We start from the raw sequence: 16,125 nt of genomic DNA on the forward strand, positions 1-16,125 counted from the left end.
CCGGTATGCATGAGGGGTTGATTAACAGCCCCGAACAATGGCGATATAAGCGCCTGAAAAAGCAGAGGTCGCCACCATGTTGCTCGCCACGTTGATCCATCGTGCCAGTTTGCCTTGCCCACAAATAAGCGCCGATCAAGCCGCGCAATTGCTCGAGCAACATTACGGTTTGACGGGCGCTTTGCAGTCGCTGGGCAGCCAACAAGACCTCAATTACCGAGTTGACAGCGAGCGTGGCCGCTTCGTTCTGAAGATCTGCCGGGGCGACTACGCCACCATTGAACTGCAGGCCCAGCACGCCGCCCTCAATGAACTGCAAGCGCACGTGCGTGTGCCCAAGGTGAACCGCGCACTGACCGGGGAAGACGTGCTGAGCGTCACCGTGGGCGGGCAAACCGCGCACCTGCGGCTGCTGGACTATATCGACGGCCAGCCCCTGACGCATCTGCCGCACCTGGGCCGTGACGTGATCGCAGGCTTTGGTGAGCTGTGTGGACAGGTCAGCCGCGCACTTGAGCATTTCGAGCACCCGGGCCTGGACCGCACGTTGCAGTGGGACCCGCGCCACGCCCATGCACTGATCACGCACCTGCTGGCCAACCTGAATAACCTGCCGCACCGCGACGCCATCGAGCGCGCGGCCAACCACGCACACACGCGCCTTCAGCCTTTGGCCGATCACCTGCCGTGGCAAGCCGTGCACCTGGACATCACCGATGACAACGTCGTTTGGCAGCGCGACGCCCAGCGGCGTTGGCAGGTCCAGGGCGTGATTGATTTCGGCGACCTGGTGCACACCTGGCGCATTGCCGACCTGTCGGTGACCTGCGCGGCGCTGTTGCACCATGCCGATGGAGACCCGTTTGCCATCCTGCCGGCGGTCCAGGCCTGCCACGCGGTGACGCCATTGCTGCGCGAAGAGTTACAGGCGTTATGGCCGCTGATTGTGGCGCGCGCGGCGGTGCTGGTGCTCAGCAGCGAACAGCAGCAACGCCTTGATCCTGACAATACTTACCTGCTGAAAAATGCCGAGCACGAGTGGGAAATTTTTCATGTGGCGACCTCGGTGCCGTTTGCGCTGATGGAGGCGGCGATCCTGAGCTGTGTCGCACAAGCGTTGCCGCCGATGGCCGGCCAAGACTTTGCACCGTTGCTGCCGGGCCTGGTAGGGCGTGAGTTCGCGCTGATCGACCTGGGTGTACTCAGCCCGCATTTCGAGGCCGGCAATTGGGAGTTGCCCGGCATAGACCGCCGGTTATTGGATGAAGCGGCGACCGTGCATGGGCTGGCAGCCAGTCGGTATGGGCAATATCGGTTGTCGCGAACGCGTGCCGACAGTGCCGTCGAGCCGCAGACTTTCCCGCTTCACGTGGAGTTGCATCTGCCTCATGGCACCGTATTGGAAGCGCCCTTTGGCGGTACGTTGCGCCAAAGCGACGATGGTCTGCTGTGCTTGCATGAAGCTCAACTGAGCCTGCGTATAGGCGGCGCGAGAACCGCGTTGAAACCGGGTTCGGTGGTGGTGAAGGGGCAACTGCTCGGTGAGGTGCACGCTCCGCTCACCGTACAGTTATGCCGTGCTGAGCTCGAGCCGCCGTTGTTCTGCAGCCCGTCCAGGGCGCCGGCGTGGCAAGCCCTCTGCCCGTCGCCGGCTGCGTTGCTGGGGCTGGCCTGCGATGCCGAGCCGGAGCTGGACCCCAAAGCCCTGTTGGCGCGTCGGGATGCCAGTTTCGCTCGCTCGCAGAAGCACTATTACGTCGACCCACCGCGCATCGAGCGTGGCTGGCGCAACCACCTGATCGACATGCAGGGCCGTTCCTACCTGGACATGCTCAACAATGTCGCCGTGCTGGGCCATGGCCACCCGCGCATGGCGGCGGTGGCGGCGCGGCAATGGTCGCTGCTCAACACCAACTCGCGCTTTCACTATGCGGCGATTGCCGAGTTTTCCGAGCGTTTGCTGGCATTGGCGCCAGAGGGCATGGACCGGGTGTTTCTGGTCAACAGCGGCACCGAGGCCAATGACCTGGCGATCCGCCTGGCCTGGGCCTACAGCGGCGGGCGCGACATGCTCAGCGTGCTGGAGGCGTACCACGGCTGGTCGGTGGCGGCGGATGCGGTGTCGACCTCGATTGCCGACAACCCGCAGGCATTGAGCAGCCGCCCGGACTGGGTGCACCCGGTGACCGCGCCGAACACCTATCGCGGCGAGTTCCGTGGGCAGGACAGTGCGCCGGATTACGTGCGAAGCGTGGACCACAACCTGGCGAAAATCGCCGCGAGTAAACGCCAGTTGGCAGGGTTCATATGCGAGCCGGTCTACGGCAATGCGGGGGGCATTTCACTGCCGCCGGGTTATTTGCAGCAGGTGTACGCGCGGGTCCGCGCCCAGGGCGGCGTGTGCATCGCCGATGAGGTGCAGGTGGGGTATGGGCGCATGGGCCACTTTTTCTGGGGTTTTGAAGAGCAGGGCGTGGTGCCGGACATCATCACCATGGCCAAGGGCATGGGGAACGGCCAGCCGTTGGGCGCGGTGATCACCCGGCGCGAAATAGCCGAAGCGCTGGAGGCCGAGGGGTATTTCTTCTCGTCGTCGGGGGGCAGCCCGGTCAGCTGTCAGATCGGGATGGCCGTGCTGGACGTGATGCAGGAAGAAAAGCTGTGGGAAAACGCCCAGGTGGTGGGCGGGCATTTCAAGGCGCGCTTGGAGCAGTTGATCGATCGTCACTCACTGGTCGGCGCTGTTCATGGCTCCGGCTTCTATCTGGGGCTGGAGTTGGTGCGTGATCGCCATACGCTTGAACCGGCCACCGAAGAAACCGCGTTGCTGTGTGACCGGTTACGGGAACTGGGTATTTTCATGCAGCCCACGGGTGACTACCTCAATATCCTCAAGATCAAGCCGCCGATGGTCACGTCCAAACGCAGCGTGGACTTCTTCGTCGACATGTTGTCGAAGGTGCTGGATGAGCAGTTGTAATAGTCGATTGTTATCGGTTATTAGCCGTGATGTTTTGTGATTTCCATCTTTTTTACCTTTTAAAGCCGATTTCTATCCGTTATAAAGTCGGTCTTTCACCCCATTCGGAGCCCTGAACGCCATGACCACCCTGCACAGCACACCTCGCGCCGATGGCTTCTACATGCCAGCCGAATGGGCAGCACAGACTCAAACCTGGATGATCTGGCCTGAGCGGCCGGACAACTGGCGCCTGGGGGGTAAGCCCGCGCAGGCTGCGCACGTGGCGGTGGCCAAGGCCATCGCACGCTTTGAGCCGGTGACGGTGGGCGTCTCGGCCGGGCAATACGAAAACGCGCGCGCGCGGTTGGACGTGCCGAACATCCGCGTGGTGGAAATGTCCAGCGATGACGCTTGGGTGCGCGACACCGGCCCAACTTTCGTGATCAACAACAGCGGCGAAGTGCGCGGCGTGAACTGGGATTTCAATGCTTGGGGCGGTTTCGATGGCGGCCTGTACGCGCCGTGGAACCGCGATTCGCAGGTAGGCGGCAAGATTCTCGAGATCGAACGTGCGCCGCGCTACCGCACCGAAGGCTTCGTGCTGGAAGGTGGCTCGATCCATGTGGACGGCGAAGGCACATTGATCACCACCGAAGAATGCCTGTTGAATCGCAACCGCAATCCGCACCTGGATCGCGCGGCCATCGAAGCGGTGCTCAGCGCCAATCTGGCTGTGGATAAGATCATCTGGTTGCCGGACGGGCTGTTCAATGACGAAACCGATGGTCATGTGGATAACTTCTGCTGCTATGTACGTCCGGGCGAAGTGCTGCTGGCGTGGACCGACGACCCGCAAGACCCGAACTACGCGCGTTGCCACGCTGCCATGGACGTGCTGCAAAGCAGCACCGACGCCCAGGGGCGCGCGTTCATAGTGCACAAAATGCCGATCCCGGGGCCGCTGTATGCCACCGAAGAAGAGTGCGCGGGCGTCGACCCGGTGGACGGTAGCCAGGAACGTAACCCAAGCGTACGGTTGGCCGGTTCCTACGTGAACTTCCTGATCGTCAACGGCGGCATCATCGCGCCAAGCTTCGACGACCCGTTGGACAGTCAGGCCAAGCAGATTCTGCAGAGCCTGTTCCCGCAGCACGAAGTGGTGATAGTGCCGGGGCGCGAACTGTTACTGGGTGGCGGCAATATCCATTGCCTGACCCAACAACAACCGGCGCCGCACAAAAACTGAGTGCAGTTGTAACAGCGTCTGAGCAACAGCCCGGCGCTACCCGTTCATAGCGCAAATAGCAAGCCCGCGGCCCTGTACGGCCGCGGGCTTTTTTGTGTCCGAATGCCTGTAAATACGGGACATTGGCATAGCTCTTGTATCGATGTCGTCACAGTGACTCGAGGCGATGACTGCGCAGTTCTGTCACAAACCTTGAGTAAGTTAGCCGCTCACGCAGTAGGAGAGAGCGCTGAAATGAATGCCGATATCAACCTGATCTACACGCGCCCGTTCCACCCCACGCGGGTCAACGGTGATGCGATCCGTGCGTTGGCGCTCTGGTTGAAGGCAAACGGCTCGCGACGGGTCAGGCAAGCTGACCTGCGCCGCGTGATGAGTGAACGTTACCCGGCGGGGCTGTTCAGTGAGGATGAAGTGCGCGCGTTGTGTGAATTGTTAAAAAACTGACCAGCACTGAGATCAGTGATGGCAGCCGGCTTGCCTGCGATAGCATCGCAGCCAAGCCCGCTCGCACATCAGGGTGTGAGGTTTTAGAAACTGTAGGTGCCCGTTACAACCAGGCTACGTGGCTCGCCCGGCTGGATCTGCGCCGCACTGGTGGCCGAAGCGTAATAGTTTTTATCGGCAATATTGTTCAGCGCCGCGCGTACGTCCCATTCCTTCTGGCGGAACCCGGCCAACGCGTCCCACCGCCCATAACCTGGCAGCGCCACGGTGTTGAGGTTGTCGGCGTAACGGTCACCCACCAGGGTCAGACCGGTTTCGGCGTACCAGCCCATCTCGGGTTTCCAGGTGATAAACAAGCTGCCATTGCGCTTGGCCACATCGCTGATGCGCTTGCCTTCAAAGCCATTGTTGTCCTTCTCGACCTTGGCATCCTGCAGGCCGATACCACCACGCACATACCAATTGCCGACGAGCTTGCCGGTGGCCGTCAGTTCCACGCCGCGTGAGCGTTGCATGCCTGTGAGCAGGGTGATGGTGCGGTCGAGCGGGTCGCTGGTGCGGCGGTTATAAAGCTCAAGCTCGTACACGGCGAGGGTGGTGCTCAGGCGGTCATCGAGCCAGTCACTCTTCACGCCGATTTCCTTCTGTTTGGTCAGTTCAGGGCTCAGGTCGTTGACGCTGCCAGCGGCATTGGGCGTGATACCTATCAGGCCACCGCCCGCGGGGGAGAAGGTTTTGCTCCACGAGGCATAAAACGAGTGATGTTCCAGCGGCGTCCATACCAGGCCGACGCGCGGGCTGGTGCTGCGGCTTTCGACAGCTTGCCGGGTGTTGAGCACCTTGCTGGTGGTGTCCACTTCGAAATGGTCATAGCGCAGGCCAGCCAGCAGTTGCCATTGATCGTTGAGGCGCAGTTGGTCCTGCACGTACACGGCGCGACTTTCGACTTCGGTGTGGTTGTAACTTGAAAGACTCATCGCCCCGTTGTGGCTCAGGTGGCGGTTGGGCTGGTTGAGATCCAGGCTCGGCACGGCTTGGCCGCCACGATTGACGGCGGTGGCGGTATACAGTTTCGGGTCGCGGCGCTGGCTGCCCAGCTCCAGGCCGGTGAGCAGGCGGTGCTCCAGGCCGAAGGTGTCGAAAGCGCCTTCCAGCTCGAGGTTGTTGAATACATTGCGGGTGGTCAAATCCTGCTGCCAGCGCTGGCGCGTGACCTTGTTGGTTTTCGGGTCGTAGCCGGTCTGGTAGGTGTTGTCGAAATCGCTGTCGAGCTTGAACACGCCCAAGGTGTGGCGCAGTTGCCAGTTGGCGTTGAGTTCATAAGCGAGCCTGGAGCGCAGCGACTGAGACTTGTCGTCGATGTAATCGCGGCTATCAAAATAGGTGGCGCTGCGGCTCACGTCTGCCGGGCGCCCGTTGACTCCGGGAATACCGCGGTCCGGCGTGCGGTTGTAACGGCTGTATTCGTATTGCACCAACCAATTGAGGTCGGGCGTCAGTTGCCAGCTCATCGATGGCGCAAACAGCTGGCGATTGCCACTGACGCCATCGCGAAAACTGTTGTTGTCCTGATTGCCCATGTTCAGGCGCAGGCTAATGTCGTCTGTGGGGTCGGTGCTGAGGTCGGCATACAGGCTGCGCAAATCATGGCTGCCGCCCTGGGCTTCGATGCTGGAGGGGTGACCCGTGGTGGGCAATTTGCTCACGCGGTTGACGATCCCGCCCTGACCGCCGCGCCCGTACAGCACGGCTGCCGGGCCTTTGAGCACCTCAATGCGTTCGATGTTATGCAGGTCGCGCACGTATTGGCTGTCGTCGCGAATGCCGTCCAGGTAGAAGTCGTTGCTTGCGTCGAAACCACGAATGCGCAGGCTGTCGAAGCGCGTGTCGGCGCCGCTGCTTACGTTGGGAATGCCGCTTAACGCCTGGCCCAGATCGTTGGTGCCGTAGGCGCGCAGGGTTTCGGTTTTTACCGAATCGATGGCCTGCGGCACATAACGCACTGACGTGGCAGTGCGGGTGGCGGTGTGGGTCTCTTTGACGCGTGGGTCGTCTTCGTCAACTTCGGTGCTGATCGAGGTTTGCGGCAAAATCGTGGTGGCGCAGGCAAAACCAGCAGACAGCAGAGCAGAAAGCCCAAGGGTAATGGGCGTCAGGCGAGAGACTGGCATGGAGGAATCTATCCAAAAAAGTTCGGGAAGGAATGTGCGCGTTAATGGTAATGCTTTGCATTTGCGCGCGTTATGCATTCCCAAAAAAGTAGGCTTTGGAAAGTGTTACTCGATGTGTTTTTTTAGCGCCTAAAAGCGATTTTCTGGCTTTCACACAAGCGCTGTAGGCCGTTGCTTAGAATTATTTCGCCTAAATACAGACGATTCACGAAATTGACACATAGTTCAACGCGCGCATAGGATTGCGCCCAACGCCTGTGGCTAACCGCCATGACTTATCCAATAAAAAAAGGCCCGCGGCAGTTCAGTCGTCCGCGGGCTTTGTTTTTTCCGGAAAAAGTCGACACCAGAAAAGCGACACGGAGCCTGGTGTCACAGCGCGTACTCAACCAGTAATAAGGAATATAAGAAATGTTGAAGCAACGGATGGGTCTGATCGCTCTGGGGATTTTGAGCGCTACTCAGGCAATGGCAAACGACCAGGAGCAATCCAAGGGTTTTGTTGACGACAGCCACCTGAACATCGCAGCACGTAACGCCTACATCAGCCGTGACTACAAAAACGGCAAGCAAGACAAAGCCGAGTGGGGCCAGGGCTTCATCGGTAAATTTGAATCCGGCTTCACCCAAGGCACCGTCGGTGTGGGTGTTGACGTGATCGGCCAATACGCCATTCGCCTGGATGGTGGCCGAGGCCGCGCAGGCGCGGGCGGTATCGACTTCTTTAAAGAAGGCGCAGCCACCACGCGCGCGGATGGCACGACACGTAACGGCGCACCTGCCGACGATCTGTCCAAGGGCGGCGCAGCCGTCAAATTCCGGGTTTCCAACACTGTGCTGAAGTACGGTGATCAGTTCCCGGCAGTCCCTGTTCTGCAGTACGACAACTCCCGCCTGTTGTCGGAAACCTACACAGGTACCTCGATCGTTTCCAAAGAGATCGCCGGCCTGCAACTGGACGCTGGTCACTTCACCAAGGAAGCGCGCAAGAGCGCCGAAGGCACCGACAGCGGTCGCCTGAAAAGCATTGATTACATCGGTGGTAGCTACAAATTCACCGAAAGCCTGTCGGCCGCGCTGTACGCCTCCGACATGCAAGACGTGCTGAAGAAGCAATACGTCAACGTCAACTACGTACTGGCCCTGCCAGAGAAGCAATCGTTGACCTTTGACTTCAACGGCTACAAAACCAAGCTGGACAAGAGCTTCGCCCTTGAAAACCAAGGTGACGCCGACGCTCGCGACAACAAAATCTGGAGCCTGGGCGCTACTTGGGCTGTTGGCCCGCACAGCTTCACCGTTGCTCACCAGCGCAGCACCGGCGACACCGGTTATCTGTACGGCGGCTACCGCAACGCTGGCGGCATCGGCGATGGCGGCAACACCATCTTGCTGGCCAACTCCTACTGGTCCGACTTCAACGGTAAGGACGAGCGCTCCTGGCAAGCAGGCTACGGCCTGGACTTCAGCGCCTTCGGCGTGCCTGGCCTGACCTACAACATTGCTTACGTGCGCGGCACCAACATTGACGACGGCTCCAACCGCGGCAGTGGCACCGAGCGTGAAATCTTCAACCAGTTCAAATACGTCGTTCAGAGCGGCCCAGCCAAAGACCTGAGCCTGCGCGCTCGTGCGTCCTGGTTGCGCGTCTCCAGCAACGCCAGCAACTACAACGTAGGCGGTAACGAAATCCGTCTGTTCGCCGATTACCCGATCAACGTTTTCTAATTGATTTGGCGTCGCGCCTGATTTCAGGCGATCAAAAACCCCGACTGGTTCGGGGTTTTTTTATGCCTGCACTTCAGTCTTGGCGGTTTTGCAAAATTTTGCGGGCGAGCGAGGCATTCAGGTAGTTGAGCATCATCGCCAACCCTTCGTAAGGCTCGATTTTCTGGTTAGCGATGCACAGTTGGGCCATCTGCAGCAGCACTTGGCGTTTCTTCTTGTTGACCCGCGCTCCGGGTACGCCGAATGCGGTTTTACATCGCTCGGGTAATGGCGCTTCGGGCGTCAGTTCTACCGTGACCCAGACGCCGTGGGCAAACTGCAGCCTGACATCGGCAATGTGTTCGATGGGCAAGGGGTGTTTCAGGTTGGCGAACACAAAATGCTCCGGCGTCAGGCGCAGCGCGGTTTGCGGTGCGCGCTTGATGCGGCGGATGCCCATCCATAAAAAGATCAGCGCGATGCTGCCGATCGCCGCGCCGGCGCCCACGGCCGATAGCGGGGTGCCTTTGAATTTTTCCGGGGAAAGCCAGGGCCGACTCATGATGGCTAACCCCAGCAACACGAACGGCACTGCCAACACCGCCATCAGCGTGCCCCGCCACCGGCCGCCTTCATGCAGCGAGCATTCGCCTGTAGTGGACGTCACCATGCTTTCCAACAGCTCGGTTTGCGCAGTGTTTTCGGTCTCTGCCAGCGCATTCAGATCGCGCGAAAGTTGTACCCGCACGCTAAGCGGCGCACTGAAACACGCATCGATTTGCGCATTCGCAGCAGCTACATCCACTGCGCGCGTGGCGCTGTGCACGGCGTCTTCCACGTGCACTTGTAAAGCTTGCAAGCGTTCGCCATTTGATGGGTGAGAGTCGGTCGGGTGCGGTTGGTGAATGTCCAGCGCTTCGGGCGGCAGCTGCAAGGGTGTGTCGCGCAATGCGGTAAGCACCGCGCCCGGCAAGTCATCCTCTGTGGCTGTGTCACACAGAGTCAGCAACGCCTGCTCGATGTGGGCATGCAGCACCGAGATTCGCAACAACGCCGAGGCCGCCGCCGCATTCCCCACTAACCGGGCGCCGGCAGCATCTGCCAGCAACTCGCGTTCTCGGCTCCAGTGATTTACCGCGTGATCGAACCGCTGCATGAAAAACAGGCCGAACATGAACGAAGGGCGCATGAGCCAACCCTGGATCAGGTCGCTGGCCTGCATGGTTTCCAGCAGCGCCCGCAGGCTGCGGTCGACGCCGTCGTAGATCGGCAGAAAATGCAGGCTGTACTCGGTGTCTTCACCCACAAAGTGCGCCAGTTCGTGGCCGATCACCGCGCCGATTTCTTCACGGCTCAGCAGGCCCAGGTGCAGCAGCGGCACATGCAAGGTGCGCCCGCTCAATCGCGTTTCGGCGGGCATTACGCTGGCTTCGCTGGAGGTCACGTAAAAGCCCTGGGCCAGGCTCACCACAATATGATCCGGCGCCAATGCACCCAGTTGGCCGGCCAGTTCGCGCACATGGCGCCATAACTCGGGTGCCTGCTGGGGTGTAACGGCCTGCCCGAACATTTGCAGCGGTTCGGGCTTGAACATCCCCAGCATGTAGCGCAGTTGTTTAAGCAGCGACCAGATTGAATACACACTGAAAGCGGCCAACACGCCCAGTGTCGCCATCAACTTGACTTCGCCGCTGCCCAGGCGTCCCACATGCCACATCGCCAGGCCTTCGTAAATCAGCACCAACGCCAACGTCGCGGCCATTGCCACCACGTGGCTCACCAGCCCAAAAGGCAACAGCCGACTGCCCAGGGAGAACACCTGCAGCAATTTCTCCCGCGACTGCTGCGCGCGTTGACCTGCCCACTGAGTGCCGGCCAGCGCAGCTAGGCCGATGCACGCCGCGAGCAACCCCAGGCCGATCACCCACGGTGCCAGCTCGCGCAGGGCGCGGTTTAGGCGATGAGCAGTCGGCAGCTCGGCTTCAACGTTATCCAGGCGCGAGAGCGCCAGTTGCACGCTGATTTTCTCTTTGCCCAGGTCGACCAACGCCGCTGGATCTTGCGCCGCCAGCGCCTGCAACTGCTGTTTAGCGGCGTTCACCTTGGCGCTGTAGACGATGATGCTGGTGGATGCCTCGGCAGCACGTTCGCGCTCCCAGACACCGAGGGCGGCGAGCAATAGCGGGAAAATGACGAGCAGACAGATCAGTTTCAGGGCGTTCATGGAAGTCCGGTCCCAGCGCAGAGCTGTCGGTTATACCGAAAAAAACGCCAGGCGCGATACTTGAAGGTATTACCTAATACATCCGTTACACCGCGTCACTAATGAAGTACTCCAGCCCATCTTTATCCCCACCAGGCGCACGCCTAAATTAGCCCTGCCCGCCCATCACCCCGATGGCCGGCCACTGGAGCCACTGCCATGCCCTTTGTCAGCCTGCGCGTTACCCGTGACGGCGTTACCCCGGAGCAAAAAGCCCAGGTCATTGCCGAATTCACTGAAACCCTCGAACGCGTGCTCAACAAACGCCCCGACTTGACCCACATCGTCATCGAAGAAGTCGATACCGATAACTGGGGCTACGCCGGCGTCACCACCACTCAATACCGTAAACAGCTCGCGGAAAATCCGTCATGAGCACGCCCGTCACCATCGACTTCATCTCCGATGTGGTCTGCCCGTGGTGCGCCCTGGGCGCTACTGCGTTAGAGCAAGCCATCGCCAACCTGGCGGGCGAAGTTAAGGTTGAACTGACCTTTAAACCCTTCGAACTCAACCCTGACATGCCGGCCGAGGGTGAAAACGCCGTCGCCCACCTGATGCGCAAATACGGGCGCAGCGCTGAAGACGTCGCCAGCGGCAAAAGGATGTTGATGGAGCGCGGCGATGCCATCGGTTTCACCTTTGACCTGGAAAAACGCAGCCACTTCTACAACACCTTCGATGCGCATCGGCTGCTGCTGTGGGCGTTGCCGCAAGGGCGGCAGATCGTGTTGAAAAAGATGCTGTTGCGCGGTTTTTTCACCGACGGCCAGAACCTCAGCGATCACGAAACCCTCGCACGTTTAGCCGCCGAGGCCGGGCTGGACATTGAGGACGCACGAAGGGTGCTGGCCTCTGCCGACTGCGCCAATGAAGTGCGCGAGCTTGAAGCGTTCTACCGCGAGCGCGGCATCAACGCCGTGCCGGCCATGGTCCTCAATGGTCGTCAGCTGGTCTGCGGGTCGCAATCAGTCAGTTATTACGAACAGATGCTGCGGGAAATGTCCGCCGTGGCTGCTTGAACCATCTCACTTTCCATACAGAGGTTTCATCATGAGCAATTCGAAAAAAGTCGTTGTGATTACCGGCGCATCCCAGGGCCTTGGCGCTGCTGCGGTCGAGGCTTACCGCCAGCTGGGTTACCGTGTGGTTGCCACTTCGCGGTCGATCATGCCGTCGACGGATCCGGAAATTCTTACCGTGGCCGGCGATATCGCCGACCCGGCCACCGCCGAGCGCGTAATCCGCGAAGGCGTGGCGCGCTTTGGCCGCATCGACAGCCTGGTCAACAACGCCGGTATCTTCGTCGCCAAACCCTTCACCCGCTACACCCACGAAGACTACAAAAATGTGCTGGGCGTGAACCTCAACGGGTTCTTCTACATCACCCAGCTGGCGATCACCGAAATGCTCAAACAGGGCGCCGGGCACATCGTCAACATCACCACCAGCCTGGTGGACCACGCCATTGACGGTGTGCCGTCGGTGCTGGCCTCGCTGACCAAAGGCGGCTTGAGCGCAGCGACCAAATCCCTGGCAATCGAATACGCCAAACGCGGCATTCGCGTGAACGCGGTGAGCCCCGGGATCATCAAGACGCCGATGCACGGTGAAGAAACCCACGCGGCATTGGGCAACCTGCATCCGGTCGGGCACATGGGCGAAGCGAGTGATATTGCCCAGGCAATCATCTACCTGGAGAACGCCGGGTTCGTCACCGGGGAGATCCTGCACGTGGACGGCGGCCAAAGCGCGGGGCACTGAAAAAAAGCCCCACGTCGATCCCCGTGGGAGCCGGGCTTGCCCGCGATAGCGCCACCCCGGCCCCCACATTCACATCCTATTGCCCAGCATTGCAGGGCGACTCCCACCTTCACCGCCTTTACCATCACCAAGAGGTGACGCCTGAAGTGCAGTTATTGGTGAGACGCCCCTATCGAGTGAGAGCTATCACGTTCGTTGATTTAACGACGGCGTGGCGCTTTTGGCGCCTGCCTCAAAATCGGATTCTCAAGCGTGGTCGTTGAGTTCGCAGCCGAGCGTCAGTCGTGTCGAAAGCCAGAAATCCCCAGGCAACAGGCCGCGAAGTTCAAACCATCACAACGTGAAACTGCTCTATGCCATTGTTGTAGCGCTTTCTTGGTGCCGGGATTTTCGATGCACATAGTTCAGCGCAGGCTTCTCGATAAACAGCCACGACAGGCTGGCCAGCACGATGACAACTGCCACGGTTGCCAGCATGGAAGCGTAGAAACTCAGCGCCGTCGTATTGATCATGAGTTGCTGCACGGGGAAGGCGTAGAGATACATCCCATACGAAATATCGAATCGAGATTTAATGATTCGATCTTTGCACAACGTCCCAAGTGACAGCACCAGAAGACTCACTCCGATGCTTGCAAACACCATAACCAACGGTGTGTTCAGGGAGACCAGAACAAGTGCCGCCGACAGAATGCCGATCAATAGTTTCGCTTTCACGCTGCTGAATGCAGCTCGATAGAAATACAGCGAAGACCCTACGAAGAATGCAATCCCGACGGTTGAGTACACCAGTAGCTTCGGCGCCATCGGGTGCGCTGACGTGCTGCATAGGTAGGTGGTTATGCAAAAGGCGAGTGCGATGATCTGCGGTACGGCTGCCCTGCGCATTACCAGCAGCGCCAGCGCGAGCAGCACGTAGCAACCAAACTCAATTTTCAGCGACCACAAGCTTCCGTTGAACGAATCTTTAAATATGAAGGTGCGGGTGATGTCGCCTATGTCTGCGCGGCCAAACGCCGACACTTTCAAGAAGTCTGTCAACGACTCCAGGCTGAATGCATAGCCCAAACCGTTTTTGCTGAATGCAGGCCCGCAGAAGTACACCATCACAAATGCGCAGGCGATCAAGGCAGGAAAAATTCGCGCGATTCGCTTCTCCATGTAGTGGTAGAAGCTGCGAGTATTTAGAAAGCTTTGAGTGATGAGGAAGCCGGATATGGCGAAGAATGCCAATACGGCAATCGCCCCTAACGAGTTGTAGCCCTGCAACATGGGTTCTTGCTGGCCGGAAAGTACGTAGTGGTGGCTTACAAGAACTGCCAGCGCCGCTAGGTGCCTGATCAGGTCGAATGAATTGTCGCGATTAATCACGCACCGCTCCGTTGGTAATTGAATGATGAAATGTGTGCATGACGAGCCGCTCAAGTGCAGCGCTCCTTGCCGTGGCGCATTCTCCATCAATCATTCGGTAGGGCAAAGTCGTTTTTCAGCCGGACCAGAAGCTATTGATAGGGGATGAGGCCTCAGCTGAGGGAGGGGGCGCAAATGAGCGCAGAGACGAACGACATCACAGTCGATGTGAACAGCTGCGGGTGAACCGAGGGAGCTGATGCTTACGCCAGAAACAACAAAGCCCTCACATTGCTGTGAGGGCTTCGTCTTATATGGTGCCGGCACCAGGAGTCGAACCCGGGACCTACTGATTACAAGTCAGTTGCTCTACCAACTGAGCTATACCGGCGTGTTAGGGCGACGATTATAGCGATTGGCAAGCATCTGTAAACCCCTGAATTCTGACTATTTTTGCAGAGGCGAAGGTTTTTTTGCGATCACTGCTTTTTCGTCGTCTCCGGGGCCTCAAATCGGCCTCAATTTCCGTCCCCGCAAGTGTCGGTAAATTTCATGTAGTCCAACACCTGTGTCTGGCCCTTCGAATCCAGGTAGGTCATTCGCGCATTCACCACGCCGCAGCCCGAGCGGGCGCCTTCGGTGGTTGACAGTACGCGCTGGATGTCCGGCTTTTGGCTTGCCTCGGCATGGGTGCCGAGGGTCAAGGCAAGCAGGCCTAAGGCAATGCAATGTTTCCAGTTGTTCGGGTTCATGGTGCTGTCCTCTGGGGCGTCAATGGTGGGGTGAGGTCATTGAATGCCTTGCAGGTATCTGGGCTGTGTCTCGCAGACTCGGTTTTGTCTCGTTATGTGTTGGCCTGAGATTTATGTACTTGCTGATACGAAAGAGGTTTGAGAGCGGTTGTCATGAATCACGAGCTGGTCAAAAAACACACAAATAATACTTAGTGTGTTGATTTAAAACATAATATTTAGGTATTGGCTTGCAGCCATAAAAATGGCGCCATGCCGCTCATCTGAAAGGAATTCGTTACAAACACCAAAATACTGACACCATCAGTGTGATATCACACAATGCGCGCCTTAATTGATCAGCGATGAGAACGGGAGGAGCAGTCAGTGGGGCGTGCAGATCACATTTCAAAACTTTACACCGCGCTGGCTGAACCCTCTTTGCGCGAGCCCTCGGTGGCCGAGCCCTTGCAGCGTTTGCTGGATCAATTGAACCAAGGGACGGCCGCTTCTGCTCACCCGCCCCACGTAGTCGAAGGCCCGCGTGGCGAGGTGTACTCGCACGCCTCGGCGCCCAAGGTCGTGGTGGTGGTTTCTGCTACCGGCGGCGTTGGGCGCAGCACGTTGGCCGCCGCGCTTGCCAGCGGTTTGCAGCGCCAGGGGCATCCAGCGCTGGCGCTGGACCTGGACCCGCAAAACGCGCTGCGTCATCACTTGTGCCCGGGGTTTGATCTACCTGGCCTGGGGGCGACCAGCTTGCTCAATCAAACCTGGCACGCCTTGCCCAAACGAGGGTTTGCCGGGTGCCGGCTGGTCAGCTTTGGTGAAACCGACGCCGTGCAGCAACAAAGCCTGAATCGTTGGCTGGGGCAGGACCTCGATTTTCTCGGCAAGCGTTTGGCCGGCCTCGGGCTCAATGGCCAGGACACGGTGGTCATCGACGTCCCTGCGGGCAACACGGTGTATCTCGGCCAGGCAATGTCGGTGGCGGATGCGGTGCTGGTGGTCGTTCAGCCCGACGCGGCTTCGTTTCGCCGATTGGCCAAGATGGACGAAGTGCTCGCGCCCTACCTTGCAAGTGAATCGCCGCCTCAACGGTTTTACGTGATCAATCAGGTCGACGGCGCTCACGCGTTCAGCCAGGACATGGCGGGCGTTTTCAAATTGCGCCTGGGTGATGCCGTGTTGGGCACGGTTCAACGCGATCCCTCGTTCAGAGAGGCGCAGGCTTACGGTCGAGACCCGCTCGACCCGGTGCTTGATAGCGCCGGATGCCAGGACGTAAATGCGCTGTGTCGTGCGTTGAGCGCGAGAATGCGTTAAAACGTGCGCGGCCATTAATTTGACTATTTACCGTTTGTCTAAAAAACAACCAGTCAAAACATCAAAATAATGACACTTCGCCGCACCTGTCACAGAATGCGTCACTAAGACGCCAATAATAAGACCTGCGGTAAGTGCCTGCTTGCCGACCTTCACGTCTT

General features: G+C 59.1%; 12 protein-coding genes and 1 tRNA gene. 8 read left to right on the top strand and 5 right to left on the bottom strand.

What is annotated here, in order from left to right; translation table 11 throughout:
* Positions 1-76: 76 nt before the first annotated feature.
* From C4J83_RS01450 to C4J83_RS01460, 3 genes are all read left to right on the top strand, one after another.
* Entirely contained in the window at positions 77-2,980 is a 2,904-nt protein-coding gene (locus C4J83_RS01450) for an aminotransferase (protein WP_124416188.1), read from the top strand.
* 121 nt (positions 2,981-3,101) lie between these two features.
* A complete protein-coding gene (gene aguA, locus C4J83_RS01455) occupies positions 3,102-4,208 on the top strand; it encodes an agmatine deiminase (RefSeq protein WP_124416189.1) in 1,107 nt (368 codons plus the stop codon).
* A gap of 234 nt (positions 4,209-4,442) precedes the next feature.
* Positions 4,443-4,655: a hypothetical protein gene (locus C4J83_RS01460; protein ID WP_106577435.1), complete on the top strand. Its 213-nt coding sequence runs from the start codon at positions 4,443-4,445 to the stop codon at positions 4,653-4,655.
* An 83-nt stretch (positions 4,656-4,738) separates the two neighbouring features.
* Here the strand turns inward: C4J83_RS01460 and C4J83_RS01465 are convergent, their stop codons facing one another.
* On the bottom strand, positions 4,739-6,826 hold the full coding sequence (locus tag C4J83_RS01465; protein WP_124416190.1) for a TonB-dependent receptor: 2,088 nt from the start codon (positions 6,824-6,826) through the stop codon (positions 4,739-4,741).
* A gap of 411 nt (positions 6,827-7,237) precedes the next feature.
* Between C4J83_RS01465 and C4J83_RS01470 the strand changes: the two genes are divergently transcribed.
* Positions 7,238-8,554: an OprD family porin gene (locus tag C4J83_RS01470; protein ID WP_124416191.1), complete on the top strand. Its 1,317-nt coding sequence runs from the start codon at positions 7,238-7,240 to the stop codon at positions 8,552-8,554.
* 73 nt (positions 8,555-8,627) lie between these two features.
* On the opposite strand, the gene C4J83_RS01475 is transcribed toward C4J83_RS01470, so the two are convergent.
* Positions 8,628-10,757 (bottom strand): M48 family metallopeptidase, encoded by a 2,130-nt coding sequence (locus tag C4J83_RS01475; protein WP_124416192.1) that lies wholly within the window; start codon positions 10,755-10,757, stop codon positions 8,628-8,630.
* A 198-nt stretch (positions 10,758-10,955) separates the two neighbouring features.
* On the opposite strand from C4J83_RS01475, the gene C4J83_RS01480 reads away from it, so the two are divergent.
* The 3 genes from C4J83_RS01480 to C4J83_RS01490 are packed head-to-tail and all read left to right on the top strand — an operon-like array spanning position 10,956 to position 12,560.
* The gene (locus tag C4J83_RS01480; RefSeq protein WP_119738148.1) at positions 10,956-11,171 is read left to right on the top strand and encodes a tautomerase family protein; all 216 of its coding nucleotides are present in this window, start codon (positions 10,956-10,958) and stop codon (positions 11,169-11,171) included.
* Positions 11,168-11,818 carry a DsbA family oxidoreductase gene (locus C4J83_RS01485; protein ID WP_119738146.1) on the top strand — a complete coding sequence of 217 codons (651 nt, stop codon included), beginning with the start codon at positions 11,168-11,170 and terminating at the stop codon, positions 11,816-11,818. Before C4J83_RS01480 ends, C4J83_RS01485 begins: the two co-directional genes overlap by 4 nt.
* A gap of 31 nt (positions 11,819-11,849) precedes the next feature.
* Positions 11,850-12,560, top strand: coding sequence for an SDR family NAD(P)-dependent oxidoreductase (locus C4J83_RS01490; RefSeq protein WP_124416193.1), 711 nt, complete (start codon positions 11,850-11,852; stop codon positions 12,558-12,560).
* 351 nt (positions 12,561-12,911) lie between these two features.
* Here C4J83_RS01490 and C4J83_RS01495 read toward each other — a convergent pair whose 3' ends face one another.
* From C4J83_RS01495 to C4J83_RS01505, 3 genes are all read right to left on the bottom strand, one after another.
* Complete coding sequence (locus C4J83_RS01495; protein WP_256660640.1) at positions 12,912-13,931, bottom strand: acyltransferase family protein; 1,020 nt, start codon at positions 13,929-13,931, stop codon at positions 12,912-12,914.
* 294 nt (positions 13,932-14,225) lie between these two features.
* A tRNA-Thr gene (locus C4J83_RS01500) sits at positions 14,226-14,301 on the bottom strand.
* A gap of 127 nt (positions 14,302-14,428) precedes the next feature.
* On the bottom strand, positions 14,429-14,662 hold the full coding sequence (locus C4J83_RS01505) for a DUF2790 domain-containing protein (RefSeq protein WP_124416195.1): 234 nt from the start codon (positions 14,660-14,662) through the stop codon (positions 14,429-14,431).
* 405 nt (positions 14,663-15,067) lie between these two features.
* Here C4J83_RS01505 and bcsQ point away from each other — a divergent pair, with 405 nt between their 5' ends.
* The gene (gene bcsQ, locus C4J83_RS01510) at positions 15,068-15,964 is read left to right on the top strand and encodes a cellulose biosynthesis protein BcsQ (protein WP_372239312.1); all 897 of its coding nucleotides are present in this window, start codon (positions 15,068-15,070) and stop codon (positions 15,962-15,964) included.
* Positions 15,965-16,125: the final 161 nt, after the last annotated feature.

Origin of the sequence: Pseudomonas sp. LBUM920 (genome assembly GCF_003852315.1) — a bacterium.
Lineage (GTDB): Bacteria > Pseudomonadota > Gammaproteobacteria > Pseudomonadales > Pseudomonadaceae > Aquipseudomonas.

Bases quoted from the DNA above. Each gene is read 5' to 3' on its own strand.
- C4J83_RS01450 (WP_124416188.1), top strand. From the start codon at position 77: ATGTTGCTCGCCACGTTGATCCATCGTGCCAGTTTGCCTTGCCCACAA.
- aguA (WP_124416189.1), top strand. From the start codon at position 3,102: ATGACCACCCTGCACAGCACACCTCGCGCCGATGGCTTCTACATGCCA.
- C4J83_RS01460 (WP_106577435.1), top strand. From the start codon at position 4,443: ATGAATGCCGATATCAACCTGATCTACACGCGCCCGTTCCACCCCACG.
- C4J83_RS01465 (WP_124416190.1), bottom strand. From the start codon at position 6,826: ATGCCAGTCTCTCGCCTGACGCCCATTACCCTTGGGCTTTCTGCTCTG.
- C4J83_RS01470 (WP_124416191.1), top strand. From the start codon at position 7,238: ATGTTGAAGCAACGGATGGGTCTGATCGCTCTGGGGATTTTGAGCGCT.
- C4J83_RS01475 (WP_124416192.1), bottom strand. From the start codon at position 10,757: ATGAACGCCCTGAAACTGATCTGTCTGCTCGTCATTTTCCCGCTATTG.
- C4J83_RS01480 (WP_119738148.1), top strand. From the start codon at position 10,956: ATGCCCTTTGTCAGCCTGCGCGTTACCCGTGACGGCGTTACCCCGGAG.
- C4J83_RS01485 (WP_119738146.1), top strand. From the start codon at position 11,168: ATGAGCACGCCCGTCACCATCGACTTCATCTCCGATGTGGTCTGCCCG.
- C4J83_RS01490 (WP_124416193.1), top strand. From the start codon at position 11,850: ATGAGCAATTCGAAAAAAGTCGTTGTGATTACCGGCGCATCCCAGGGC.
- C4J83_RS01505 (WP_124416195.1), bottom strand. From the start codon at position 14,662: ATGAACCCGAACAACTGGAAACATTGCATTGCCTTAGGCCTGCTTGCC.